The organism is Vibrio sp. TRT 21S02 (assembly GCF_050113675.1).
GTDB lineage: Bacteria > Pseudomonadota > Gammaproteobacteria > Enterobacterales > Vibrionaceae > Vibrio.
Genome location: NZ_JBNJOI010000011.1, coordinates 1 through 26,914 on the forward strand (window position 1 = coordinate 1; position 26,914 = coordinate 26,914).

Annotated in this window: 22 protein-coding genes, 1 tRNA gene, 1 rRNA gene and 1 other RNA gene; 14 read left to right on the top strand and 11 right to left on the bottom strand. The window is 44.6% G+C overall.

From position 1 onward, the window contains the following. Positions 1-170 precede the first annotated feature (170 nt). Together ACQEXU_RS14645 and rrf are read left to right on the top strand one after the other, a co-directional pair. Positions 171-246 (top strand) — tRNA-Thr (locus tag ACQEXU_RS14645). A 56-nt stretch (positions 247-302) separates the two neighbouring features. After that, a 5S ribosomal RNA gene (gene rrf / locus ACQEXU_RS14650) occupies positions 303-419 on the top strand. Between the two features lie 292 nt (positions 420-711). Here the strand turns inward: rrf and ACQEXU_RS14655 are convergent. From ACQEXU_RS14655 to leuA, 5 genes are all read right to left on the bottom strand, one after another. Continuing rightward, on the bottom strand, positions 712-1,494 hold the full coding sequence (locus ACQEXU_RS14655) for a DUF547 domain-containing protein (RefSeq protein ID WP_427011392.1): 783 nt from the start codon (positions 1,492-1,494) through the stop codon (positions 712-714). A 134-nt stretch (positions 1,495-1,628) separates the two neighbouring features. Next, positions 1,629-2,231: a 3-isopropylmalate dehydratase small subunit gene (gene leuD, locus ACQEXU_RS14660; RefSeq protein ID WP_427011393.1), complete on the bottom strand. Its 603-nt coding sequence runs from the start codon at positions 2,229-2,231 to the stop codon at positions 1,629-1,631. Between the two features lie 11 nt (positions 2,232-2,242). Then, positions 2,243-3,643 (bottom strand): 3-isopropylmalate dehydratase large subunit, encoded by a 1,401-nt coding sequence (leuC, locus tag ACQEXU_RS14665; protein WP_427011394.1) that lies wholly within the window; start codon positions 3,641-3,643, stop codon positions 2,243-2,245. 185 nt (positions 3,644-3,828) lie between these two features. Next, entirely contained in the window at positions 3,829-4,920 is a 1,092-nt protein-coding gene (gene leuB / locus ACQEXU_RS14670; protein ID WP_427011395.1) for a 3-isopropylmalate dehydrogenase, read from the bottom strand. 63 nt (positions 4,921-4,983) lie between these two features. Then, entirely contained in the window at positions 4,984-6,531 is a 1,548-nt protein-coding gene (gene leuA / locus ACQEXU_RS14675) for a 2-isopropylmalate synthase (RefSeq protein WP_427011396.1), read from the bottom strand. 439 nt (positions 6,532-6,970) lie between these two features. On the opposite strand from leuA, the gene ACQEXU_RS14680 reads away from it, so the two are divergent. The 9 genes from ACQEXU_RS14680 to ilvN all read left to right on the top strand — a co-directional run bounded on the left by ACQEXU_RS14680 (position 6,971) and on the right by ilvN (position 19,739). Then, a complete protein-coding gene (locus ACQEXU_RS14680; protein ID WP_427011397.1) occupies positions 6,971-7,636 on the top strand; it encodes a TetR/AcrR family transcriptional regulator in 666 nt (221 codons plus the stop codon). Further along, a complete protein-coding gene (locus ACQEXU_RS14685; protein ID WP_427011398.1) occupies positions 7,626-8,942 on the top strand; it encodes an efflux RND transporter periplasmic adaptor subunit in 1,317 nt (438 codons plus the stop codon). The genes ACQEXU_RS14680 and ACQEXU_RS14685 overlap by 11 nt, the downstream gene beginning before the upstream one ends. Further along, a complete protein-coding gene (locus ACQEXU_RS14690) occupies positions 8,939-12,046 on the top strand; it encodes an efflux RND transporter permease subunit (protein WP_427011399.1) in 3,108 nt (1,035 codons plus the stop codon). The genes ACQEXU_RS14685 and ACQEXU_RS14690 overlap by 4 nt, the downstream gene beginning before the upstream one ends. 130 nt (positions 12,047-12,176) lie before the next feature. Continuing rightward, positions 12,177-12,704, top strand: a complete 528-nt coding sequence (locus tag ACQEXU_RS14695) for a phosphatase PAP2 family protein (RefSeq protein ID WP_427011400.1) — start codon at positions 12,177-12,179, stop codon at positions 12,702-12,704. 4 nt (positions 12,705-12,708) lie between these two features. Beyond that, the gene (locus ACQEXU_RS14700; protein ID WP_427011401.1) at positions 12,709-13,755 is read left to right on the top strand and encodes an MJ1255/VC2487 family glycosyltransferase; all 1,047 of its coding nucleotides are present in this window, start codon (positions 12,709-12,711) and stop codon (positions 13,753-13,755) included. Between the two features lie 390 nt (positions 13,756-14,145). Beyond that, positions 14,146-15,105, top strand: a complete 960-nt coding sequence (gene leuO / locus ACQEXU_RS14705; protein ID WP_367988152.1) for a transcriptional regulator LeuO — start codon at positions 14,146-14,148, stop codon at positions 15,103-15,105. A 169-nt stretch (positions 15,106-15,274) separates the two neighbouring features. Then, positions 15,275-17,080 carry an AMP-dependent synthetase/ligase gene (locus ACQEXU_RS14710; protein ID WP_427011402.1) on the top strand — a complete coding sequence of 602 codons (1,806 nt, stop codon included), beginning with the start codon at positions 15,275-15,277 and terminating at the stop codon, positions 17,078-17,080. Between the two features lie 438 nt (positions 17,081-17,518). Further along, positions 17,519-19,243 (top strand): acetolactate synthase 3 large subunit, encoded by a 1,725-nt coding sequence (locus tag ACQEXU_RS14715; protein ID WP_427011403.1) that lies wholly within the window; start codon positions 17,519-17,521, stop codon positions 19,241-19,243. A gap of 1 nt (position 19,244) precedes the next feature. Next, positions 19,245-19,739, top strand: coding sequence for an acetolactate synthase small subunit (gene ilvN, locus ACQEXU_RS14720; RefSeq protein ID WP_367988155.1), 495 nt, complete (start codon positions 19,245-19,247; stop codon positions 19,737-19,739). Between the two features lie 69 nt (positions 19,740-19,808). Here ilvN and serA read toward each other — a convergent pair whose 3' ends face one another. The 5 genes from serA to ACQEXU_RS14745 form a co-directional block, all read right to left on the bottom strand. Beyond that, the gene (gene serA / locus ACQEXU_RS14725) at positions 19,809-21,038 is read right to left on the bottom strand and encodes a phosphoglycerate dehydrogenase (protein WP_427011404.1); all 1,230 of its coding nucleotides are present in this window, start codon (positions 21,036-21,038) and stop codon (positions 19,809-19,811) included. 264 nt (positions 21,039-21,302) lie between these two features. After that, positions 21,303-21,959, bottom strand: a complete 657-nt coding sequence (rpiA, locus tag ACQEXU_RS14730; protein ID WP_367988157.1) for a ribose-5-phosphate isomerase RpiA — start codon at positions 21,957-21,959, stop codon at positions 21,303-21,305. A gap of 63 nt (positions 21,960-22,022) precedes the next feature. Next, positions 22,023-22,616, bottom strand: a complete 594-nt coding sequence (locus ACQEXU_RS14735) for a 5-formyltetrahydrofolate cyclo-ligase (protein WP_427011484.1) — start codon at positions 22,614-22,616, stop codon at positions 22,023-22,025. A 31-nt stretch (positions 22,617-22,647) separates the two neighbouring features. Beyond that, a non-coding RNA gene (gene ssrS, locus ACQEXU_RS14740) (6S RNA) lies at positions 22,648-22,831 on the bottom strand. A gap of 19 nt (positions 22,832-22,850) precedes the next feature. Further along, positions 22,851-23,159 (bottom strand): cell division protein ZapA, encoded by a 309-nt coding sequence (locus ACQEXU_RS14745; RefSeq protein WP_427011405.1) that lies wholly within the window; start codon positions 23,157-23,159, stop codon positions 22,851-22,853. 235 nt (positions 23,160-23,394) lie between these two features. Here ACQEXU_RS14745 and ACQEXU_RS14750 point away from each other — a divergent pair, with 235 nt between their 5' ends. The 3 genes from ACQEXU_RS14750 to ACQEXU_RS14760 are packed head-to-tail and all read left to right on the top strand — an operon-like array spanning position 23,395 to position 26,413. Next, the gene (locus ACQEXU_RS14750) at positions 23,395-23,973 is read left to right on the top strand and encodes a YecA family protein (RefSeq protein WP_367988160.1); all 579 of its coding nucleotides are present in this window, start codon (positions 23,395-23,397) and stop codon (positions 23,971-23,973) included. 9 nt (positions 23,974-23,982) lie between these two features. Next, positions 23,983-25,161, top strand: a complete 1,179-nt coding sequence (ubiH, locus tag ACQEXU_RS14755) for a 2-octaprenyl-6-methoxyphenyl hydroxylase (RefSeq protein ID WP_427011406.1) — start codon at positions 23,983-23,985, stop codon at positions 25,159-25,161. A 22-nt stretch (positions 25,162-25,183) separates the two neighbouring features. Further along, positions 25,184-26,413: an FAD-dependent 2-octaprenylphenol hydroxylase gene (locus ACQEXU_RS14760; RefSeq protein ID WP_427011407.1), complete on the top strand. Its 1,230-nt coding sequence runs from the start codon at positions 25,184-25,186 to the stop codon at positions 26,411-26,413. A gap of 43 nt (positions 26,414-26,456) precedes the next feature. On the opposite strand, the gene ACQEXU_RS14765 is transcribed toward ACQEXU_RS14760, so the two are convergent. Further along, positions 26,457-26,663, bottom strand: a complete 207-nt coding sequence (locus ACQEXU_RS14765) for a DUF1107 domain-containing protein (RefSeq protein ID WP_367988164.1) — start codon at positions 26,661-26,663, stop codon at positions 26,457-26,459. Positions 26,664-26,914 lie beyond the last annotated feature (251 nt).

Genomic DNA, 26,914 nt, shown 5'->3' on the forward strand with positions numbered 1-26,914 from the left:
CTCAGAAGTGAAACGAATTAGCGCCGATGGTAGTGTGGGGCTTCCCCATGTGAGAGTAGGACATCGCCAGGCTTTAATTTTAGTTTTTACCTTTCAAAAAGGTGAAAACAATAGTTAAAAGAGCCCGTTTGAAAAAACGGGCTTTTTTAGTCCTGAAGGGACATCTTGATGCTGATATAGCTCAGGTGGTAGAGCGCATCCTTGGTAAGGATGAGGTCCCCAGTTCGAGTCTGGGTATCAGCACCATTACGGTTTGTTTTGTGTTTTAGCATAGAGCACAAAGCACAACGTAAAGAATTTTACTTGGCGACCATAGCGATTTGGACCCACCTGACTTCCATTCCGAACTCAGAAGTGAAACGAATTAGCGCCGATGGTAGTGTGGGGCTTCCCCATGTGAGAGTAGGTCATCGCCAGGTTCTTATTCCAGACCTCAGCAGAAATGCTGAGGTCTTTTTGTTTGTATCCACTTTGAACCTCACATAATAAGTCGGCTTGTGCGAGTCTAATTGAATAAAGGTCTGAATTGGGTATCCTCCGTCGCTTTGCCTCCTAGTAAGAAACAACCATTTTTTGTTGAGCACAACAATTTTTCTTTCATAGGGCAGTTTTATTGAAGTACAGGTGTTTTTACGTTGAAAGGTTAGGTTTTGCTATTTCAACATATTTACTCTTTTGCAAAGCTAATATTATTGTTCATATCTAGTTGGCTTATTTTACTTCATTAAGAGACCAGTCATATTCATAGTTAAAATTACCAGTTAACTTGTTTAATTCTGGACGATATTGGCTTAGGTGTTCGATTAGCTTCTGTTTACTACCAAAATCTTCGGCAAACCAATCATAAATGGAAGAAAGCTGTGCCATGTTTCCTTGGATGGATACGCCTTTATTGCTGTTGATAAATATTTTTGCAGCACTTTCGAGTAAGGCTTGAGTGTTGTCGGCAGTGAATGCTTGAGTCTGTAAATTTGGGCAACCTAAGCTGGCACAGTTCACCGCGTAATGCGTTCTTGGATCATCCCATATTGGGCGCAAAATTCGATGCTCAATATCGTTTAAAGTCAGGTCCTTCCCGTTGACCGCGACCACATCATCTCCCCAAGGTCCAAAGCTAAACAAGCCACCCAGTTTGGTTATCGATTTGACGGGATAGTTATCCAAAATTAGATCAACTGTGATGGCGTTGTAAAGGTTCACCCAATAGGCGTATTGCTCTGCTTGGTTGTATTGTAGAGGGTCAAGTTTTGCCAATCGTTGGATGTACTGCTTTAGCTTCGCCTTGTCGGAAGTTGTGACTTTACTGTAGCGAAACAAAGTATTTTCACCTTGTACAACCAAGTAATTGTCTAGCAGTTGTTGCCATTCTTGATGAGAAATTTGGCTTTGGTTAGCCTGATTCGATTGTTTCCAATACGGCCATAAATCCGATTTAGGAGCGGCAAATGTTGAGAAAGAAACCAGAGCACACAATAGCAATAACAGACGCTTCATAGAGATACCTTTGGGTTAAACCTTGTTGATAAGTGTAGACCTGTCTACGATGGGATTTCTTTCCTGACACAATGAATATAAAGAAAAAAGGTTGGCCAATGCCAACCTTGTATTTATTTCAATTACGATTTGAATTAGCTCAAGAAGCTTGGGATATTCGCCTCGTATTCGGCAATCTTGTCTTCGTGTTGAAGGGTAAGACCGATATTGTCCAAACCGTTTAGTAGGCAGTGACGACGGAATGAGTCGATTTCAAAGCTGTACTCTTTGCTGTTAGCACGAACGACATTGGCTTCTAGGTCGACCTCGATTTCTGCGCCCTCATTCGCCTCAACAAACTGGAAGATTTCATCCACTTCTTGCTCAGTCAAACGAACTGGCACCATTTGGTTGTTGATCGAGTTACCGTAAAAAATATCGGCAAAGCTTGGTGCGATCATTGCTTTGATGCCGTAATCCGCTAGTGCCCACGGTGCGTGCTCACGAGAAGAACCACAACCGAAGTTTTCACGCGCTAGCAAGATAGAAGCGCCTTTGTAGCGAGGAGCGTTCATCACGAACTCTGGGTTCGGTTGTTCGCCAGCATCATCAAGGAAACGCCAATCGTGGAACAGGTGTTTACCAAAGCCTAGGCGGGAGACCTTTTGTAGGAACTGTTTTGGAATGATGGCATCAGTATCAACGTTCGCTGCATCTAGAGGAACAACTAAGCCTGTGTGTTGTTTAAAGCCTGACATTTGTTTGCTCCTTAGTCTAGTTCACGAATATCTACAAAGTGACCAGCAATTGCTGCCGCTGCTGCCATCGCAGGGCTCACTAGGTGGGTACGGCCATCACGACCTTGGCGGCCTTCAAAGTTACGGTTTGAAGTAGACGCACAACGTTCATGTGGACCCAAGCGGTCGTTGTTCATTGCTAGACACATTGAACAACCTGGTAGGCGCCACTCAAAGCCCGCTTCTTTAAAGATAACGTCCAAGCCTTCCGCTTCCGCCTGCGCTTTTACTTGCTCAGAGCCAGGAACGATTAGCGCCTGAACGTGAGACGCGACTTTGCGACCTTTTGCTACTTTAGCGGCTGCGCGCATGTCTTCGATACGTGAGTTAGTACAAGAACCAACGAAGACTTTATCGACGTTGTAATCAGACAATGACTTGCCTGCTTCTAGACCCATGTAAGCCAACGCTTTTTCTGCAGAGGCTTTTTCTACTGGATCGGCAAAGCTTTCTGGTGCTGGGATCGGTTGGTCTACCGCGATCACTTGGCCTGGGTTAGTACCCCAAGTGACTTGTGGTTTTATGTCTGCTGCGTTTAGGGTAACGACCGCATCAAACTGAGCGTCATCGTCCGTTTTTAACGTCTTCCAGTATTCTACTGCTGCATCAAAGTCCGCATCTTGAGGTGAGAATTTACGACCTTTGATGTATTCGAATGTGGTTTCATCTGGCGCAATCAAACCGGCTTTTGCACCGAGCTCAATCGCCATGTTACATACGGTCATGCGGCCTTCCATCGAAAGGTCGGTGATCGCTTCCCCGCAGAATTCAACCACGTAGCCTGTACCACCAGCAGCTGTGGTTTCACCGATGATGGCTAGCACGATGTCTTTAGCGGTGATGCCCGGCGCTACTTTGCCTTTCACTTCGATCTTCATCGTTTTAGCGCGCGCTTGTTTTAGCGTTTGAGTTGCTAATACGTGCTCAACTTCAGATGTACCAATACCAAAAGCGAGAGAGCCGAATGCACCGTGTGTAGCCGTGTGCGAGTCACCACAAACAATCGTCATACCCGGTAGGGTAATACCAAGCTCTGGGCCCATAACGTGGACAATACCTTGGTATTTGTGGTTGATGTCGTAAAGCGTAACACCAAACTCTTCACAGTTTTTCGATAGCGTTTCCATCTGGATACGTGCCATCTCACCGGATGCGTTGATGTCTTTGGTTGTTGTAGAAACGTTGTGGTCCATGGTGGCAAAAGTTTTGCTGACCTGACGCACTTTACGACCTTTTTCACGCAAACCGTCGAAAGCCTGCGGAGACGTCACTTCATGTACCAAGTGACGGTCGATGTACAAGATTGGGTTTTCCCCTTCTGCTGCGACGGCAACGTGTGCGTCGTAGACTTTTTCGTATAGTGTTTTGCCCATTGTTTGCTTCCTTTCCTCGTCGCCTTTGCCGCAATAACTGCGTTAGCGACACCCATTTATCCAGTTATTTAGCGAACTAAACGCCTTAATATAAATGGCCTTGCTGCCTTGCTATTGCACCAATGACTTAGAGGAAAGCCATTGGTTGACCGAGGATTTAGTATTTATTATGAATCTGTTTTGTATTAAGAGTTTAAGATGTACTCAGCGATCTTATCGCCCATCTCAGACGTCGACAGTGCTGGGTTGTCACCGGCAAGGTCACCCGTTAGCTCACCCGCTGATAGTGCTTTTGAAACGGCCGTTTCGATGTCTTGTGCCGCCGTTTCTTCACCTAGGCTGTAACGCAGCATCAGTGCCGCAGATAGGATTTGCGCCACTGGGTTAGCGATGTTCTTACCTGCGATATCTGGTGCACTGCCGCCTGCTGGCTCGTACAAGCCGAATTTGCTTTCGTTTAGGCTCGCTGAAGGCAGCATACCCATAGAGCCCGTGATCATCGCGCACTCATCAGAAATGATGTCGCCGAAGATGTTTGAACATAGCATTACGTCGAACTGTGCAGGGTCTTTGATAAGCTGCATGGTTGCGTTATCAATGTACATGTGTGATAGCTCGACATCTGGGTAGTCTTTTGCGATTTCTTCGACTACTTCACGCCATAGGATAGAGCTTTGTAGAACGTTCGCTTTGTCGATTGAGCACACTTTCTTGCGACGTAGACGAGCAGACTCAAAGGCAATTTTTGCAATACGTTCAATCTCGTAGCGGTGGTACACCTCAGTGTCGAACGCTTTCTCTGTTGGACCTTCACCTTCACGACCTTTTGGTTGGCCGAAGTAGATACCGCCTGTTAGTTCACGGACAACCACGATGTCAAAGCCGCGACCTGAGATGTCTGCGCGTAGTGGTGAGAAAGCTTCAAGACCTGAGTGAATTTGTGCTGGGCGTAGATTACAGAACAGTTGGAAGTGCTTGCGTAGTGGCAGTAGGGCACCACGTTCAGGTTGGTCATTTGGTGGCAAATGTTCCCATTTAGGACCACCAACCGAACCGAATAGGACAGCATCAGACTCTTCACAAGCTTTCACCGTACTCTCTGGAAGTGGACAACCGTGGTTATCAATTGCGATACCACCAACATCATGCTCTTCTCGTTCAAATGCAATACCGTGTTTTTTTTCTATGGCATCCAGTACCTTATGAGCTTGTGACATTACTTCTGGGCCAATGCCGTCACCTGGTAGAACGGCAATCTTGTATGATTTATCTGTCATGTTAATCCTTTATTTTCTAATTACTTAGAACGCCAGGGACGACTCTCGTCCCTGGCGTCTGTCTTATACGGTTGCGATTTGCTTCTGCTTTATTTCTGCAATTTTATCGGCACGATGAATGCTGTTGATGACGTGCAATAGAGCTTGGCCCGATGCTTCAACGATGTCGGTCGAAACGCCAGTACCATGATATTTGCGCCCTTTGTAATTGGCAATGATATCAGCTTGCCCTAATCCATCCTCACCTTCACCTTTAGCGGTTAAATCAAACTTGTCTAAAACAATATCATAACCAGTTACGCGATAGATACACTGGTAAAGGGCATCAACCGGACCGTTACCGACGGCCGCTTCGCATTTTTCTTCATCGCCACACTGTAGCTTAATGCTGGTTGTTGCCATGACACTACCAGATTGCACACTTAAGTAGTTCAACTTGTAGAAATCATCTTCTTCGCGCAAGTTAGAAAAGTGCATCAATGCTTCTAGATCGTAATCAAATACTTGGCCTTTTCGATCCGCCAGTTTCAAGAAATCCTCGTACAATGCATCTAAGTTGTACTCTTCTTCTTTGTAGCCCATAGAATCCATGTGGCTCTTCACTGCTGCGCGGCCACTGCGGCTGGTTAGGTTTAGCGCTTGGTTCTTAAGACCAATCGACTCTGGCGTCATGATCTCGTAAGTGTTTTTATTCTTTAGCATGCCATCTTGGTGGATGCCTGAAGAATGGCTGAATGCGTTTGCACCAACGATCGCCTTGTTGCTCTGGATCGGCATGTTACACAGTTGGCTGACCAACTTACTGGTGCGATGGATTTCATCGTGTTTTAGGCCCGTATGAACACCCATGAATTCTTGGCGTGTTTTCAAGATCATTGCGATCTCTTCTAAAGAACAGTTACCCGCACGCTCACCGATACCGTTGATGGTCCCTTCAACTTGTCGCGCACCGGCTTGAACTGCAGCGATAGAGTTGGCTACAGACATACCTAAATCATCGTGACAGTGAACCGAGATGATCGCTTTGTCGATATTTGGTACACGGTTAAATAGGGTCTCAATAATGCCGCCGAATTCGCTTGGTACGGTATAACCAACCGTATCTGGAATGTTGATGGTACTTGCGCCAGCATTGATTGCTGATTCAACCATACGACATAGATTATCAATTGGTGTGCGACCAGCATCTTCACAAGAAAATTCAACATCGTCAGTGTAGTTAAGTGCGTGTTTAACAGCTTTTACACCCATTTCAACGACATCATCATAGCTACGACGCAGCTTGTCTTGCACATGAACGGTAGAAGTAGAAATGAAGGTATGGATTCGGAAGGCATCGGCTACTTTTAATGCTTCTGCTGCAGCATCAATGTCTTTTGCCACAGCACGAGAAAGGGCACAAACGCGGCTGTTTTTAATGTGTTTTGCGATGGTTTGTACGGATTCGAAATCACCCGGAGAAGAGACAGGGAAACCCGCCTCGATAACATCAACGCCCAGCCTTTCAAGCGCATAGGCAATTTGCAGTTTTTCCTTAACCGTCAAGCTTGCTGACAACGCCTGTTCGCCATCACGCAATGTGGTGTCGAATATAATGACTTGATCGTTCATGTTTGCTTCCTTTGTTTCCATGTTGTGCATTCTTGCACAAGTTAATCGTTTACTTCCGGTACATTCTTAGTATTCAGATATAAAAAAACCCGCATCTGAGTGCGGGTTCTTGTCATTCTGTGTGGTTCTTTTTTCTTCCACAACCTACCCGCGCGAACTGGTCACGATAAGGAGGAGGCTAAGCAGGATAGAAAAATGAGTTGTCATTGTTAACTACTTCCTAAGAGCGTTACATAAACCACAAAATTAAGTTAATAGATTAGTACCGTACTCACGTAAGCACGTCAACCCTAAAGTTGTTTTTTTATTCATATCGGATGAGTTCTGGTTGGTTGAGGTTAATTCATCAATTGATGAATTAGTGATGAATTAATGTCATATCGTATATAAAAACAACAATCTATAATTAATCATCTGATGAATTTTTGAAGGAGAAGGCATGGTTGACTCTGGGCGTAAAGCGGGCAGGCCAAGTGAAAAAACGGATGCTCGAGGTAAGTTGATTTTTTATGCACGAGAGCTGTTTACCGTAATGGCGTATGACAAAGTCTCTACCCGGCTTGTCGCACAAAAAGCAGGCGTAAACAGTGCCTTGATCCGCTACTACTTTGGTAACAAAGAAGGGCTGTTTGAAACCATGTTGAGGGAGACGCTGTCGCCGATGCAGATCACCATGCAAGCATTGGTTCAAGAGAGCTCGCATCAGAATTTTATTGATTTAATGCGAACTTACTACCGAGAAATGGTCAAGGTGCCTCAATTTCCTCGGCTGATTGCTCAGGTGATGCACATGCCACCTTCCGACACGCAGCGTAAGCTGATGGAGAAGGTTTTTATGGATATTAGCAAGCCAATGCAAGACATCATCTTCGATAAGCTGGTGGATAGTGGTGTTTTAAAGCCAGATATGGACCCAAAACTTTGTCGGATTTCATACATTAGCTTGATGGTGTTTCCTTTTATGGCTCCGCCAGCATTGCTTGCGATTCACGGAATTGAACTCAATGAAGAATTCCTCAACCGCTTGTTTGAACACAACATTAAATTGATGACGAGTGGATTTATGTTTCCTATGCCAGTACAAGGAGTGAGTGATGAAGGTTAACCGCAAGCTACTTTTTTTTCCTGTTTTAGCTATTGGGGTTTTGGTTTTGATCTTAGCCATTAACCTTCGCCCGGATATTCCGACCAAGCCAGCTAGTGAACGTGCTCGATTGGTTGAAACGATACCACTTGAACTCAAAGCCATGGCGCCGTTGGCGATTGGATTTGGAAAAATAAAGCCCAAAGTGGAATGGAAAGCCATTGCTGAAGTATCAGGTAAGGTGGTTTATCGCCACCCAAGGTTAGAAAAAGGGCAAGTATTGAGTAAGGGAACGGAAGTTCTTCGTATTGACCCGCTTGATTACGAACTCAAGCTGGCACAGACACAAGCGGATTTAAAATCGAGTGAGACGTCATTGGCGAAGCTACAACAAGAAGAGCGCAACCTGCGACAAACATTGGGTATTGAGAAAAATCGCCAGAAAATTGCTAAGAAAGAGCTCGAGCGCAAACAGAACTTACGTAAACGCGGCCTTGCCTCCCAATCTGAAGTCGATCAACAGCAGCAAAGTACCTTATCTCAACAAAAGCTAGTGCAAGACATAGAGAATCAATTGGCATTAATACCGGACGAAAAGCGGGTGGCTGAAGCAAAGATAAAAGTGAATGCCTCCAAGGTGCAAGAAGCCCAGCGCTTGTTAGCAAAGACCAGTATTGTTTTACCTATGGATCTGCGTATCTCTGAAATTGATACCGAATTGGATCAGGTCGTTAATCAACAGCAAACCATGGTTGTAGCACATGGAATGAAGACAATGGAAGTGGAAGCGCAACTCTCAATTCATGATATGCAGACGTTGGCTTCCAGTTTAGGGGAGTTTCAGCGTGATGAGGCGGGGATCCCTCAGCCGGATATGACATTTATTCGGGCTCAAATAGAATTGAGCAGTGGAAACTTAAAAGCAAACTGGCCAGCGAAGGTCGCTCGGATCAGTGAAACGGTGGATCCTAATCGGGCAACTGCCGGAGTGATCTTAGAGATCGAGCAAGATTATCGGGATCTGAATCCAGATACCGTCCCGCCATTGGTCAATGGCATGTTCGTCAAAGCAGAGATTGAAGGTCAACAAAATCCAAGTTGGGTGATCCCTGAACGTGCTTTACATGGTGACCGTATTTATTTGATGGATGACAATCAGCAACTAAAAATCGTGTCGGTTACGGTGCTGTATCGCCGGGATCATCAAGTTGTGATTGAAGGGGATCTAGAGCAAGGAGAAAGACTGATTGTAAACGATTTACTACCGGCAATTGAGGGTATGAAATTACGAGATAGCACCCCTCAGTTTGAGGAGCGTAAATTATGATCCGATTTTTTACACGTCATCCTACCGCAGCCAATCTGTTAATGCTGGCGTTGTTGATCCTCGGATTCAGCTCGTTATCGACCATTAAGCGAGAAACTTTTCCTGAGTACGATCCGCCTTACATTATGGCTGGCATTGTTTATCCTGGCGCTGCGCCGCAAGAAGTGGAAGAGAGCCTGTGTGTGCGGATGGAAGATGCTGTCGATGGGCTGGCAAACATCGTTGAAACCCGCTGTGAAGCGATAGAGGGTTCTGCTCGTTTGATCTTAAAGCTCAACGAAAAAGCAGATATTGGCCGGATGCTAGTTGATGTTCAAACCCAGATCAACGCGATTAATGATTTCCCAAAAGAGATCGAATCACCCGTGGTGCAAGAGCTTGATTGGAATGAACCCGTCGTCGATGTCGCAATCACTGCCGATACAACTTGGCCGGAGTTAAAGGCTTACGCCGAGCAACTTAAACGAACCCTCAAGCTTGATTATGACGTGTCATTAGTGGATGTCAGTGGTTTTTCTGATCACCAATACTTGGTCGAATTAGATAACACCGCTATGCGCCAACTTGGCTTAAGTGTAAATGACATTGCAGTACAGATCGGGCAACAAAATATTAAGCTGCCAAGCGGTAATATTGAAACGCCTGACAAGAACTTTCTTATCCGTTTTGATGAGCGAAAAATTGCACCAGATACACTGGCTAATATGGTGGTAGGTTCTTCACCAAACGGGGCCTTAATCCGGCTTCGTGATATTGCTACAATTACTGATCGTTTCGAACTGGATGAACAGAAAGTGTTATTTGATGGCAAGCCATCTGCATTATTGAAGATCAGCAAGAATAAAGAGGACGATGCATTAAGAATTAAAGAGCGAGTCAGCCAGTTTGTTGCAGATCAGCAGCAAATCGCCCCCGATGGTGTGACATTGGAAATGACCAATGATCTTTCGTCGGTATTATGGGATCGCCTAACAATGATGGTTCGTAATGGCTGGCAAGGGATCGTGTTGGTGTTTGCAACAATGTGGCTTTTCTTTAGTTTTCGTTATTCATTTTGGGTGGCGGCTGGCCTACCTGTTGCATTTTTAGGTGGTTTGTTCTTGATGGCCCAATTGGGCTTGTCTATCAACATTATGTCTCTGGTCGGATTATTGATGGCTATTGGCATCATGATGGATGATGCGATTGTGATTGCAGAATCGATAGCGGCTCACCTTGAACGCGGCCAAAAAGTAGATGAAGCCGTGATCAATGGGGTGAAGAAGGTGTTACCGGGGGTATTTTCTTCTTTCCTGACCACTATTTGTATTTTTGGCAGTCTACTTTTCTTACAAGGTGAAATGGGGGCTGTACTCAAAGCCGTGCCACAGGTACTGATTCTGGTGCTGACTTTGAGCCTCGTTGAAGCATTTTTGATTTTACCTAATCACCTTGCGCACTCATTGCACCAGCAAAAACGTGAGCGTGATGATCTGAAGTTTAAGCGGATTTTGTTGGCGCGTTTTGAAAACTTTCGCAATACCACATTGGTGTCGTTAGTCGAAAAAGTGGTGAGCTATCGCTACGCCTTTTTAGGGGCAGTGTTTGCTGCGTTATTGATTTCGGTCGCGGCGATTGCTGGTGGTCTACTTAAATTCCAACCATTTCCAGATTTGGATGGTGATATTGCAGAAGCGCGGATCATTTTACCGCCCGGCTCATCGCTTGCTCAAACTGAGTTAGTGGTTGATAAAGTGGTCGCTTCAGCGAAAAAACTCAATCAACAATGGAGTGACAATATTGAACAGGGGCACACGTTGGTCGAGCACATTACCACACAGTTTAATGCTAATGCGGATGCCAACGAATCAGGTCCTCATATCGCCACGGTTCGCTTAGATTTACTCGGTGCTGAGCAGCGAAATACAGTCATTGATGATTTTATTGAGGCATGGCGAAATGATGTGGGAGAGCTGGCTCAACCTATCTCTTTAGTCTTTAAACAACCAACAATGGGGCCAGGGGGGCGTTCTATAGAAATACGCGCCTCACATGACGATCTCAGTCAGTTGAAAGCGGCTTCAATTGATATTCAAAATTACCTCAACGAGTTCGATGGTGTGCACGGCGTTTTAGATGACATGCGCATGGGCAAAGAAGAAATTTTGGTCAAGCTTCGCCCTGGTGCAGAAACTTACGGCATTAATGGGCAACTTATCGCGAACCAGTTACGAGCTGCTTATTTCGGGCAAACGGCGGATGAAATCCAAATTGGGGTGGAGAACATCTCTATCGAAGTACGATTGGATAAAACGCAGGCCGGTGATTTGCAACAGCTCGCGAATTTCCCAGTTATTTTACCTGACGGAACACAAATCCCATTAGCCACCTTAGCTACATTAGAATTCCAGCGAAACTATGTTCGAATTCAACGGATAAATGGTCTGCGGACCATCAGTGTATTTGGCGATACCGACAACACTAAGGTGAGTTCCTCAGCGGTGATCGCCCAGTTTCAAAAACAGGAAGCGCCCGAGCTAATGAAGAAATACCCGGGTTTGCGATTTGATTTTGAAGGTGAAGCAAAAGATGCTGCAGAAACAGGGGCATCGATGGGGAAAGGGTTTTTACTCGGTTTGTTTGGTGTATTTGCCATTCTTAGCTATCAGTTCCGCAGTTATCTCGAACCCTTTGTTGTTATGCTGGCGATCCCTCTGGCTTTTATTGGTGTCGTTTGGGGCCACGTATTGCTTGGTCACTCTTTGAGTATGCCAAGCATGATGGGATTTGTCTCTTTGGCGGGGATTGTGGTCAATGATTCCATTTTGTTAGTGCAGTACATACGGCACCATGTTGATGAAGGGGATAGTGTTCATGACTCCGTGGTGAAAGCCAGTCGAGAGCGGTTTCGTGCGGTATTTTTGACCTCGATGACGACAGCTGCAGGTTTACTACCGCTTTTGACAGAAACCAGTTTGCAAGCTCAAGTGATTCAGCCGCTAGTGATCTCCATTGTGTTTGGTATTTTTGCTTCCACCTTACTGGTGTTATTTATGATTCCGGCTGCCTACGCCATTTTAGCTGACTTTGGTTTAGTGAAAAAGCACGAAGCGCTTGATGCGTAAAGTCATTAAAGGCCACTTCGGTGGCCTTTTTTTATCTCAATGGATGTCATTATTTTACAAACAAACCGTCACTACCTTGTCACTGTAGGACTTTAGTTTGGACGTGAGACCGCTAGAAAAGGAGTCGGTTATGCGTTCGATAGATTCGATAATCAAGTTAGACGTCACGATCTCATTGTTTTGTTTGCAAAACAGATTCAGTCCTTCGATGGCAAGAGTGAGCAAAGCCATTTCACATACGGGAGACGGGCATTTATATGTTGTGATTGCTCTTATTGCTTGGGGATACGATACAACACACGGGACGACATTTGCTTTAGCTGGGCTTACTGCATTTGCAATGGAACTCCCTATTTATTGGGCTCTGAAAAATGGTTTCAAACGGCGGCGTCCTCAAGAGCTCTCCCTCAATTTGTTCACTTACATCACTCCTTCCGATCAATATAGCCTGCCTTCGGGTCATACCGCTGCCGCATTTTTAATGGCCGTGTTACTGAGCCACTTCTATCCTGCTTGCACTGGCTATGCTTACTTTTGGGCTCTGTTGATTGCAAGCTCGCGCGTTTTGCTCGGCGTTCATTTTGTTACCGATGTTGCTTTAGGTGCGGTATTGGGGATGACGTGTGCCTATTTAGCATTGATAGGCCTAGGAGTGTAATACGATGAAAATACTCTATGGTGTACAAGGCACAGGAAATGGTCACACGGCGCGAGCAAGAGCAATGGCTAGAGCACTTGCAGAGCAAAGCGTTGAGGTTGATTTTCTGTTTTCTGGTCGAGAAGAAAGCCAATACTTTTCTATGCAGGCATTTGGTGACTACCAAATGCGAAAAGGCCTGACCTTTTGTTCTTATAAAGGCAAAGTGAACTACTTTCAAACGGCCATGCGTAATAATATTTGGCGCTTTTATCAAGATGTAGCACGGTTAGAACTGTCTGACTATGATTTGGTATTGAACGATTTTGAACCGGTATCCGCTTGGGCCGCAAAGTTACAGTCTGTACCTTGCATCAGCATTAGCCACCAAAATGCATTTCGTTATCCGGTGCCACTTAGAGGGGCAAGCTGGCTCGATAAACAGCTTTTAAACCACTTCGCTCCAGCTGATTATCATCTCGCCCTGCATTGGTATCATTTTGAACAACCGATTCTACCACCGATTGTTCACAGCGAAGTGGAGCTTGTTGAGGAAGAACCCTTCGTTTTAGTTTATCTCCCCTTTGAAGCGATGAGTGATATCAGTGAATTGTTATGGCGTTTTTCAAGCCAACACTTCATCTGTTTTCACCCACATGTGAAAACGCACTGCAAAGTGGAAAACATTGAGTTTCACCCATTGTGCCAGCAGTCTTTTCAATATTATTTAAAACGATGTCGTGGGGTGATGGCAAATGGTGGATTTGAACTGCCTTCAGAAGCGCTGATGCATGGTAAAAAACTATTGCTAAAGCCACTGGCCGGTCAGTTTGAACAATTAAGCAATGTCGCCACACTGGAAGAGCTTGGTCTCGCAGTTGGGATGGAGCATTTGGATGCAGCAAAAGTCCGAGAATGGCTCGATGATAGCCGCGGAGAGACCATTCGTTATCCGAATGTCGCCAAAGCAATTGTTGAATGGTTGTTAGAAGGAAACTGGGATTGTAACAAAAAACTCTCAAATGATTTGTGGTCTCAAGTAGATTGGCTGAAATATACAGCGAATATTTAGTCAACTACATGCATTCTCATAGTCAAAAATACACCGTGTACCATAAGTGAGGCTTTTTCATAACGCTGGTCATTAATTTGAATGATGAATATTAGGTTTCTATCAATGAAGATCCATTACTAATATCAATAAAGGTATGTTGAGCATCAAAAAATCCAATTTATATTTTTTTATAAGTCGATTATTTCATTGATTTGTAAGATTAATCTTAATTATTAGGTAAAAAATACTGATTAATTGTGAATCTTATTGCTAATCGCTAATTGATTCGTGGATAGTAGGGATCGCCAAGAAATCATCTAAACCATAAATACAAAAATATTTGGTTATCTATTCCCAACTTTATCCTGAATAAATATCTATTATTTACGAATACAAGAGGCTTGATTAATGATTGATAAGAAAGAGTCTATGAGTGCTATATCGAGTTACCGAATGGAGAGCACATTACGAGGAGTAGATCTAAACCTGTTAACGGTATTTGATGCCGTAATGCAAGAGCAAAATATTACTCGTGCTGCCCACAACCTTGGTATGTCTCAGCCAGCAGTTAGTAATGCTGTGGCTCGTCTTAAAGTGATGTTCAATGATGAATTGTTCATGCGTCAAGGCCGTGGTATTCAACCAACTCAGCGCGCACGTCAATTGTTCGGCCCGATCCGTCAGGCTCTGCAATTAATTCGCAATGAACTGCCAAGTTCTATCTTTTCTCCTGAGACGTCAACTCGTCTGTTTAAATTGGCAATTTGCAGTCCGTGCGACATGCGCTTTGCTCCTAAAATCATGTCGAGTGTGCATGATCAGGCGCCAAACGTAAAACTTCATCTAGATGCTGAATTCGATCGCCTTTTAGCTGAGCGCATGCGCTACCAAGAGATCGACTTCGTAATCGACTATTCTCGTTTTGATGAGCAGGGCTTCTCTAGCACTGAAATCTTCCAAGACGATCTAGTTGTTGTGGTTTCAAAATCACACCCTCGCATTCAAGGTTCTGTGACTGGCGAACAGCTTAAATCAGAGCGTCATGCGAAACTGTCTAAAGTTCATGGTCAGCGTAGCTTCTCTGAGCAAGCATACCGTGAGCTAGATGTTGCGGCATATTATGAAGGTACAAGCTTGAGCAACGTATTGTATGTCGTTGGCCAATCTGAATTGGTGACGATGGCTCCACGTTGGATGGTTGAAAACGCAGCGAACAAAGACCAACTGCAAATGCTAGAATTCCCGTTCGAAAATGCCAAAATCAATGGCTACCTAAGCTGGCATGAATCGAGTGAGAAAGATAAAGGTCACATCTGGCTTCGCGACCAGCTAATGATGATCTGCGGTGAAGTTGTTGCAATGAAATAACTTTCATCTGCTACGGAAATTAAAGACCTTGGATAGTCCTGTGCTATTCAAGGTTTTTTACTATTTATATCCACAAGTTTGATGCTTGTCAGTTGCCTTTTGGTGGCTGAAATGTACACTTGTGCGCTCAAAAAAGCTTACAGGTGTAAGCCAAAGGTAAGACATATAGATGGCAAGCTTAGATTTCCATATCGTAAAACGAATTCGTGAACAAATTGCAAAAGGCGGAGACCGCATCGCACTGAAACATAAAGTCGGTGCAGTATGGCAAGGGATCAGTTGGAAGCAGTTTGGTGAGCAGGTTGATGCTATTTCATTAGCGTTACTTGCACAGGGCCTTAAGGTCCAAGATAAGATAGCAATCTTCTCAAATAACATGCCTGAATGGAGCATTGCTGACTTAGCCACAATGCAACTGCGTGGCGTGACAGTTCCTATTTATCCCACCAATACGGCTGCACAATCCTCTTATATTTTGCAAAATGCAGATGCGAAAGTCCTGTTTGTTGGTGAACAGCCGCAATTTGACGCTGCGGTAAGTATTTTTGATGAATGTGAACAGCTTGAGCTGATCGTGGCAATGGGTGATGAGATTGATCTTAAAGCGCACCCTCATGCGATGAACTGGCAATGTTTCATTGAACAAGGAAAAGCCGCTGATCGCGCTGAATTGGAAACTCGCCTTGAGCAAGCCAATATTGATGATCTGTTTACCCTCATTTATACCTCAGGTACAACAGGGCAGCCTAAGGGTGTGATGCTTGATTACGCGAACATCGACGCTCAGCTTAAAGGTCATGATCAGCGTTTGAGCCTGACTCCTGAAGATGTTTCTTTGTGTTTCTTACCACTATCACATGTGTTTGAGCGTGCGTGGACTTTCTATGTTCTCTACAAAGGTGGCACCAACTGTTACCTGAAAGACACCATGCAAGTCAGAGAAGCCCTCAGTGAGATCCGTCCAACGGTAATGTGTGCCGTTCCTCGTTTCTATGAGAAGATCTTCTCTGCCATTCATGAAAAGGTCTCTAAAGCTCCGTTTATTCGTAAGGTGTTATTCACTTGGGCAGTAAACATGGGCGCGAAGATGTCGGTTTGCCATCAAGAAGGCCGTAAGCCGTCACTTATGCTGACCAAAGCCTATAACCTTGCCGATAAACTGGTGTTGTCTAAACTACGTGCGCTGCTTGGTGGCAATATCAAATTCATGCCATGCGGTGGAGCGAAGCTAGATGAAACCATTGGCCGTTTTTTCCATGCTATCGGAATTAACGTGAAACTGGGCTATGGGATGACGGAAACCACAGCGACAATCTCGTGTTGGGATGATCAATGTTTTGACCCTGACTCAATCGGCATGGCTATGCCCGGTGCACAAGTTAAAATTGGTGAAAATAACGAGATTTTAGTCCGTGGCCCGATGGTGATGCGTGGTTATTACAAAATGCCGCAAGAAACGGCCAAGACCTTTGATGAGCACGGCTTCTTAAAAACAGGGGACGCGGGTCATATTGATGAAAATGGCAACCTATTCATTACCGATCGTATCAAGGAGCTGATGAAAACCTCAGGTGGTAAGTACATTGCTCCACAAATGATCGAAGGGACGATTGGTAAAGACCATTTCATTGAGCAGATTGCAATTATTGCGGACACACGAAAATTTGTTTCTGCGCTAATTGTGCCTTGTTTCGATAGCCTAGAAGAGTACGCGAAAGAGCTGAACATTAAGTATCACGATCGATTAGAGCTGATTAAACATCATCAGGTTGTGGAAATGTTCGAGCAGCGTGTGAATGAGCTACAAAAAGAACTCGCAAAATTTGAACAAGTGAAGACGTTTAAATTACTACCGAAAGCTTTTTCAATGGATGATGGTGAGTTAACACCGACGCAAAAACTGCGTCGTAAGGTGATTAACGACCGTTATCAGGATGAAATTGAAGAAATGTACAAAGATAAAAGTACGAAGTAGCACTTTAACAATCACTAAATTTCATATTGATTAAAAAGCCCTCAGCTGAGTTTTTGACTCCTGAGGGCTTTTTTGTATCCGGCGTTTCTTTAGGACACGCAAAAGTTTGGCTTGGTTATAAATAAGTTAAGTAAAATTATTGGCTTTTTTTCCTCCAACTTCTGCGTATTTACTCCACTTTAATGTTCTGTGTTGCTCATTACATCTGGTTTTGTTCTAAAAAATAGCATTTTGTTTAAAAAGTGACACACCACTCAATAGACCCAATGCTAATAACACGTTACATTTGTTTTGTTCACTTGTACTTTGTTATGACAAAGGCAAGACATAGCCGAAAACTGGAAGTATTTCGAATTAGGCTACAAATAAGACCTCGACTATGTAAAACCGGCCCATTGCGTTGACCTTACGTAATGAAGAAACCGGTAAGGAGAAAATATGGCAGCAATGTTATCCGGCGCAGAGATGGTGGTGCAATCTCTGATCGAAGAAGGCGTTGAACAGATCTTTGGTTATCCAGGTGGTTCTGTTTTAGATATCTACGACGCTTTACATGAAAAAACCGAACAAATTAAGCACGTGCTTGTTCGCCATGAGCAAGCGGCGACACACATGGCTGATGGTTACGCTCGTGCTACGGGTAAACCGGGTGTGGTTCTTGTGTGTTCTGGACCAGGCGCAACCAATACTGTAACGGGGATTGCGACTGCGTATATGGATTCAATCCCGATGATTGTGATTTCAGGTAACGTGCCAACAAACCTGATTGGTAATGATGCATTCCAAGAATGTGATATCGTTGGGGTCTCTCGCCCTATCGTAAAACACAGTTTTTTAGTCAAGAAAGCTGAAGACATCCCTGAAATCGTTAAAAAAGCCTTTTATATCTCGACAACGGGTCGCCCAGGACCAGTTGTTATTGATCTGCCTAAAGATGTTATGAACCCGCAGATCAAGCTCCCTTATCAATACCCTGAAAGCATTAATATGCGCTCGTACAAGCCAACGACGAATGGCCACAAAGGGCAGATCAAAAAAGCACTTAAAGCGCTGTTGGCGGCGAAAAAACCAGTACTGTATGTAGGTGGTGGTGCTGTGATCTCTGAAGCTCATGAGCAAGTCTTGCAGCTATCAGAAAGCTTAAACTTACCTGTAGTGAGCACTTTGATGGGCTTAGGTGCCTTTCCCGGAACGCACAAAAATTCATTAGGCATGCTTGGTATGCATGGTAAATACGAAGCCAACATGGCCATGCATGAAGCGGATTTGATCTTTGGTATTGGTGTGCGTTTTGACGATCGCACGACCAACAACCTAGAGAAGTACTGCCCGAATGCCAAGGTTATGCATATTGATATTGATCCTTCCTCAATTTCAAAGAACGTGAAAGTGGATCTGCCAATTGTGGGTTCGGCGGAAAAAGTGTTAGCAACCATGCTGACTCTGCTTGAAGAACAAGGTGGCACGAATGATCAGCAAGCCGTCAATTGCTGGTGGGATGACATCAAAGTTTGGCAAGATAGAAATTGCCTCGCTTATGACAAATCGTCTGAGCGTATTAAGCCACAACAAGTGATTGAAGCACTGCACAAGATCACCAAGGGTAATGCTTATGTGGCTTCGGATGTGGGGCAGCACCAGATGTTTGCGGCTCTCTACTACCCATTTAATAAGCCTCGTCGCTGGATTAACTCTGGTGGCCTTGGCACGATGGGCTTTGGTTTACCTGCGGGAATGGGAGTGAAATACGCACTTCCCGATGAAGAGGTAGTCGTTGTAACAGGGGATGGCAGTATTCAGATGAATATTCAAGAGCTGTCCACTGCGATGCAATATGACATTCCGGTTAAGATTATTAACCTAAACAATCGATTCTTAGGCATGGTTAAGCAGTGGCAAGACATTGTTTACCAAGGCCGCCATTCAAATTCTTATATGAGCTCTGTACCTGACTTTGCTGCGATCGCTGAGGCGTATGGTCATGTTGGTATCCGTATTGAAAGCGTTGATCAGCTCGAACAGGGGCTGCAAAAAGCACTGGATATGAAAGATCGTCTGGTGTTTGTAGATATCAATGTTGATGAAACTGAACATGTGTACCCAATGCAGATCAAAGGTGAGGGTATGGATAAAATGTGGTTGAGCAAAACGGAGCGCACGTAATATGAGACACATTATTTCACTACTACTAGAAAACCAGCCTGGTGCACTGTCTCGTGTTGTTGGCCTGTTTTCTCAGCGTGGCTACAACATTGAATCTCTGACAGTTTCTCCGACCGATGATGAAACCTTATCACGGATCAATGTGACCACAGTGTCTGATGAAATGGAACTTGAGCAGATCCAAAAGCAACTTCATAAGCTCATTGATGTACTGAAAGTACAAGAAGTGACGGAGTTTGATCATATTGAGCGTGAACTGATGATGGTGAAGGTGAAAGCCAGTGGTTTTGCTCGAGCTGAGGTAAAGCGCACTGCTGATATTTTCCGTGGCCAGATCGTTGATGTGACGGCCTCGCAATACACCGTACAGTTAGCAGGAACCAGTGAAAAATTAGATGCATTTATTCAGGCAATTTCAGAAGTGACGGATGTTATTGAAGTGGCAAGAAGTGGCGTTGTCGGTATTGCTCGTGGTGAACGAGCATTGAAGCCTTAACGTTGCTTAATCACTGAATAAAAAAGCCACCGCAATGACGGTGGCTTTTTTGATTCGTTATGTATTTACTTAGTGCAGGATACGTGCGCGAAGTGTTCCTTCAATGCTTTTCAGTTTTGTCAGAGCTTCTTCTGAGCGTTCAGACTCGACGTCAATGACCACATAACCAATGTCTGATGCTGTTTGTAGATACTGGCCAGCAATGTTGATCCCTTCTTCAGCAAAGATAGTGTTAATTTGCGTCAAAATACCGGGACGGTTTTGGTGAATGTGGAGCAAACGTGAGCAGTCGCGATGCTCTGGTAGTGATACTTCAGGGAAGTTAACACTTGAAAGCGTTGAACCATTATCTGAGTATTTCGCTAACTTTCCTGCGACCTCTACACCGATATTTTCTTGGGCTTCTTGTGTTGAGCCACCAACGTGAGGCGTTAGGATTACATTATCGAATTGCTGTAGTGGCGATTCAAATGGGTCAACATTTGTTTTCGGCTCAACAGGGAATACGTCAATTGCAGCGCCAGATAGATGCCCTGACTCCATGGTGTGGCATAACGCTTCGATATCAACCACAGTGCCGCGGGCGGCATTAATGAAAATTGCGCCCGGCTTCATACGAGCAAACTCTTCTGCACCCATCATATTTTTTGTCTCTGGCGTTTCCGGCACGTGCAGAGAAATAACATCACATTTATTGAGTAGCTCACTCATGGTTGGGATTTGAGTGGCGTTACCGAGAGAGAGTTTATTTTCAATATCGTAGAAATAAACGCGCATCCCTAAGTTTTCGGCAATGATGCCAAGCTGGGTGCCAATGTGGCCATACCCAATGATACCAAGGCGTTTACCACGTGCTTCATAGGAGTTGTCGGCACTTTTCTTCCAAATACCACGATGAGCTAGTGCGTTCTTTTCTGGAATGCCACGAAGCAACAATAGGATTTGGCCTAGCACAAGCTCAGCAACACTACGTGTGTTGGAGAATGGGGCGTTAAACACTGGAATACCACGTTTTGCAGCGGCATTAAGATCGACTTGGTTGGTACCAATACAGAAGCAACCAATAGCAACCAGCTTTTCTGCTGCATCGATTACTTCTTGTGAAAGATTAGTTCGGGAGCGAATACCAATGAAGTGGACATCTTTTACCGCTTCAAGCAATTCTTCTTCCGGAAGGGAGCCTTTGTGGTATTCGATGTTGGTATAACCTGCCGATTGAAGCACTTCCACAGAAGATGGGTGAAGACCTTCTAGAAGTAGAATCTTGATCTTATCTTTTTCCAGTGAAACTTTGGCCATTATTCTCGTCCTTAAAATGGGAAGGTGGGGCTAAATTGGCGCACATCATAAATATGGTGAATCAAAAGTGACTTTTGCCATTGTTTTATAGGGACGCAAACGTTTTCCCTGTGCGTCTTCTTCCAACTAACTTAACAAAAAAAATACAGTTTGGGTAAGAAAATTACGGAATAAGGCATACTTTTTAATATAAAGAGCAGAAAAAACGGCACATATAGGTGCCGCTTGTAATGAAATAACAGAAATTTACTAACTTCTAATTATTTATTCTTCGATTTTAGCGCCTTCTGGAGTTCCTGTGATCACCACATCTGCACCTCTGTGAGCGAATAAGCCAACAGTAACAACGCCTGCGATACCGTTGATCTTATCTTCCAGCTCTTTCGGGTTGGTAATTTTAAGGTGATGGACATCCAGAATCACATTGCCGTTGTCAGTGATCACACCCTCACGGTAAGCCGGATCGCCACCAAGCTTCACCAACTCACGAGCCACGTAAGAACGAGCCATTGGAATCACTTCTACTGGTAATGGGAACTCACCTAGGATATCGACGGCTTTGGTATCATCTACAATGCAAATAAATTTGTCAGACAGTGCTGCAACAATCTTTTCACGCGTTAATGCGGCACCGCCACCTTTGATCATATCGCGAGTCGCATTGATTTCGTCTGCGCCATCGACGTACACATCAAGTTTGATTACGTCGTTACAATCAAACACTTCAATGCCCAGTGCTTTTAGTTTTTCTGTCGATGCTTCAGAGCTTGATACTGCACCCTTAATATCTTCTTTGATTGAACCAAGTGCATCGATGAAGTGATTGACTGTTGAACCGGTGCCGACACCCACAATGCTACCTTTCTCAACGTATTTCAGCGCCGCCCAACCAGCTGCTTTTTTCATTTCATCTTGAGTCATGCTCATCTCCTGATTTGATGAAGGTGAAGTAACAAATATCGGCGAGATTATAGCGAGTCGAGCTTAAGATTCCCATTGCCAGATCTGGCTTGGTGTCACTATTTTGGGTAGAGGTACATCCCATTTCTCAATAGGAAGGCGCTCAACATGTTGGCAATTATGAGCCAGCCCAACAGGTTTAGGCCCGACGCCACTTTTAAACCAAGTTTCTAACGTTCGGTCATAGTAGCCACCACCCATACCAAGGCGATGTCCTTGCGAGTCAAACCCCACCAGAGGCGTGCAGATCATATCGAGTTCAGCGACAGGCTTGGTTAAGGTTTGATTTAAAATGGGTTCTAGAATGCCGTATTTATTGAAGGTGAGAGGCGTCTCAGGAGTGTAATGAAGAAAGAGTAAGTGACCTTTAGAAAAAGGATGCAATACAGGGAGGTAGGTTTGGATGCCATCTAACCACATTTTTTCAATTAATGGTTTGGTATCGACTTCGCCATCGGAGGAAAGGTATAACGCGACATGATGGAGTGTTTGGTATTCGGTAAGCTTGTTAAATTGCCGAACTAAATCTAATCCCGCCTGAAATTGCACATCGCTTGGTAGCTGATTGCGTTTTTCTCGGATCTGTTTTCGAAAATCTTGTCTGGATAGATGCATAATGATACCCATTTGTGAAGGTACCTTAGTGTAGAGATACCCCAGAGTGCCGTTGGAGAATGTTGACCCTTGAACCAGCTGGTTCAAGGCGGATCAGCAATGATAACCGTAGGCTTCTCGGTACTTGCCGAGCTTGCTCAATAGCTACCAAGTACTAACCCTTAGGTATTGCTTATCGGCTCAGGGACGTAATCCCCTCACGAACACTCCAGGGTAAAATGCTTGTTGCAGTAAAGGTTATGGCTGTCCGGTCTTAACTTTACTAAGTACATCTTCAAGTGATGCAGTGAGCTGTTCCATACGCTCAGTTATTTGATTTTGCTCTTGTTCAGCATTTGAGTTTTTTGCTCTTAGCTCATAACAAAAGTTTAGCGCAGCGATCGTGAGTAGGTGAACTTCGTTGGTCACTTTCGTTTTTGATGTCATGTCTTTCAGACGGTTGTCGAGATCTTGCGCCGCTAATAGCAACGACTCTTCCTGCCCAGGAGGACAGTTCACTCGAGTAAGTTTACCTAAGATTTCAACTTCTACCGCTTGATTGCTCATATTGACTCTACACGCTTAATTCAGATGATGACTCATGGCACCATCGAGGAGGAAACTATAGGAAAAGCGATAATAAGATTCAAGCTTTTCCCTGTCAGCATTGTCAATTCAGCGCAGAATGACACAGTAATTGGACAAATTGTGTAAAAGCTATCCACAATTGCATTGTACGGCGTTTTCCATGACCTGACGAAGTGGTACGATTGACTTTATTTACCCAAATTTAGGCCTTCCTATGAGCAAAAACTCTCTCCCTGATTATTTAACTGCAGCAACTGAACTTCAATCTGCTGGACTGGCAGTGAATCCCTCGGAAATGCATGGCTTGTTAACGGGGATGCTAAGTGGTGGGCTTAGCCTAAATGATGAAAGTTGGCAGCCGATTATTTTTGATTATACCAATGATGGTATGGGATGGCCGGATAAGGCGCTGCAACAAGCAAAACAAGCGTTGGCATTGACCAAAGAAGAGCTGACCGGTACGGCAATGGAGCTATCTCTATTACTGCCGGATGAAGAAGCAAGCGCTAGTCTCTTTGATATCGCTGATGGCGTTGCGGATTGGGTAAACCACTTTATTTCTGGCCTTGGCCTTATTGGTGTTGAGCTAAAAAAGGCGTCTAAAGATGTGAAAGAGGCGCTTACTGATCTCGAAGAAATCGCTAAGTTAGGGATTGATGAAGATGACGATCTGCAAGAACAAGCTCAACTCATGGAGCAGGTGATAGAGCATGTTAAGGTTTGTGTACTGACTATTCATGCGGAGTTTGGTCAAAAGCCAGAAGCGAAAGAAGCTGCTCCAACTATTCACTAAGAGTCTGCTATGAAGCAATTTGATGTCATTATTGCCGGTGGCGCGATGGCGGGTATGACCCTCGCGTTTGCATTGGATCATTATAGTAAAGGAAAGCTGTCGGTGGCGGTTGTCGAGCAATTTGAGACTGATCACCAAGTACATCCGGGGTTTGATTCTCGTTCGATTGCGTTGTCATACGGTACGGTTGAATTACTCAAAAAATTTGATCTTTGGAACGCGATTGCTTCGGCTGCAACACCTATTGAACATATTCATGTCTCAGATCGTGGTCATGCGGGCATGACCGAAGTATCAAACCAAGAATTAAATGTGTCTGCCCTTGGTTACGTGGTTGAGCTTGCAGATATTGGGCGGATCTATGCTCAGCGCTTATCACAACACAATAAGATCACATTGTTGTGCCCAGAGGCAGTTGCTGAAGTTGAGCGTACGCCACAGAGCACAAAGGTGACGCTGGAAAGCGGCGAGGTGATACAGGGTAAGTTACTTGTTGCAGCTGACGGTGCGGTATCCCCATGCTGTGAACAAATCGGCTTAACCTTGAGTGAACATGATTTTGGGCAAGTAGCGGTCATCGCCAATATTTGTACTGCTGAAGCTCATTCAGGGCGTGCCTTTGAACGCTTTACTGAACACGGTCCTGTTGCTTTACTGCCAATGAGTGATGAACGCATGTCATTGGTTTGGTGCCTTCCTCCTGCTGAGGCAAAGAGGGTGATGGCATTAGAGGACACCGCTTTCCTTGAGGCACTTCAACAGGCATTTGGCTGGCGTTTAGGGCGAATGACCAAGGTTGGGCAGCGCGCGAGCTATTCTTTGGTGCTTCGTTATCGTCAGCAGATCATCTCTCACCGTTTTGCCGCGGTTGGCAATGCTGCACAAACACTCCATCCGATTGCGGGTCAAGGGTTCAACTTAGGGATTCGAGATGTCGCCTCACTGGCTGAGGAAATTACGGCATCAAGTTGCGATCCTGGTGCGTATCAAGTGTTAAGTCGTTTTCAGCAGCGACGTGAAGATGACAGAGAAAAAACCATTACCATGACCTCAACCTTGGTTCACCTGTTCTCAAATGACTATTTGAGTATGAGGATTGGTCGCAACCTTGGTTTAGCAATGATGGATAACTGTGGCGTGCTTAAAGCCCCGCTGTTACAAAGAACATTGGGTTTAGTTGCTCGCTAAACAGAAGAGTAGGATGTAAAGAATGATGCAAAGTGTTGATATCGCCATTGTTGGTGGGGGAATGGTAGGTTTAGCGTTAGCGGCCGCATTTAAAGACTCAGAACTTAGGATTGCCGTCATTGAAGCAAGTACTCCCGATTCGCAACTGAATGAGTTACCAGATGTCAGAGTGTCAGCATTGAGCCGCTCAAGTGAGAATATTTTACGTAACCTCAATGCGTGGGAAGGGATTGTTTCTCGTCGTGCTGCGCCATACTCTGCAATGGAGGTTTGGGAACAAGACAGTTTTGCTCGAATCGAGTTTAATGCAAATGAATTCGCTCAGCCTGATCTAGGTCATATCGTTGAGAACCGGGTGATTCAACTTGCTCTGCTTGAGCAAGTTAAACGTTTGGACAATGTTTCCTTATTCATGCCAGCAAAGTGCTGCACGATCGCTGTTGGAGAAAGTGAAGCTTGGTTAACTCTTGATAGTGGTCAGGCGTTAACTGCAAAGCTGGTGGTTGGTGCGGATGGAGCAAACTCATGGCTTCGTCAGCAGCAAGGTATTCCTTTAACTCACTGGGACTATGGCCATAGTGCTTTGGTGGCGAACATACGCACCCATGATCATCACGCTAAGGTTGCTCGTCAGGTGTTTACGCCTCAGGGACCATTGGCTTTCTTACCTATGTCACAAGACAACATGAGTTCGATTGTATGGTCGACGGAGCCAGGACGAGCTGAGCGTTTAGTGGCGATGTCCGAAGCTGAGTTCAATAAAGTTCTAACGGCTGAGTTTGATGCTCGTCTGGGACTGTGCGAAGTCGTTGGTGATCGTTATGCTTTTCCATTAAAAATGCGTTATGCACGCGATTTTGTTACAGAACGAGTTGCTCTCGTGGGTGATGCTGCACATACCATTCATCCACTTGCAGGGCAGGGGGTGAATTTAGGTCTGCTGGATGCTGCAAGCTTAGCTCAAGAAGTATTGGCATTGTGGCAGCAAGGAGAAGACATTGGTGCGAAACGCAACTTGCGTGCTTACGAGCGTTGGCGCAAAGCCGAAGCGGCCAAAATGATTGCGGCAATGCAAGGTTTCCGAGACCTATTTGAAGGCGGGAATCCTGCGAAAAAACTCATCCGAGGGCTTGGAATGACACTGGCAGGTCAATTACCAGGTGCTAAAGATGAGATCATGAAGCGCGCATTGGGATTAAAAGGACGTTTACCTGATCTGGCAAAATACCCAGTGACTACTGTCGAAGTGTAGAAAGCAAAAAGGTTGGCAAACGCCAACCTTTTTTAATTCTTGCTTAAGCATATGCACAGCGTAGTTTCATTATTTCCTGATTGATTTCTTTTACCGCTTGAAAATGCCGTTGCTCTGCTCTTTCTGGCAAAATGAGCTTACCGTTATCAAACTCAAATCGACCAACGCCATATATATAAATTCTTCCCTTAAATAGCCTACTTACGTGTTTAGCAATCATACTTGGAGTATAGCGCTTAAACAGTCTCATATATTTTTCCTTATTGTTGGCAAGCACCGCGAATTATACGAAAGCCCCTCATTAATTTGTGTGATTGTGTTAGGGGATTGTGCATTTTTAACTGACTTTCTAGGATATCTGTGCTGTCGTAAGCATATTTTTGTATAAATATCCGGTTCAGTGTGATTTTTACCTCATTTCTTTTTTCGAGCTGGAACTGCGTTCTTTTTTATCTATCAGCTATTAAGCCTTAAGATTATGACAATATAAAGAATAGTTTA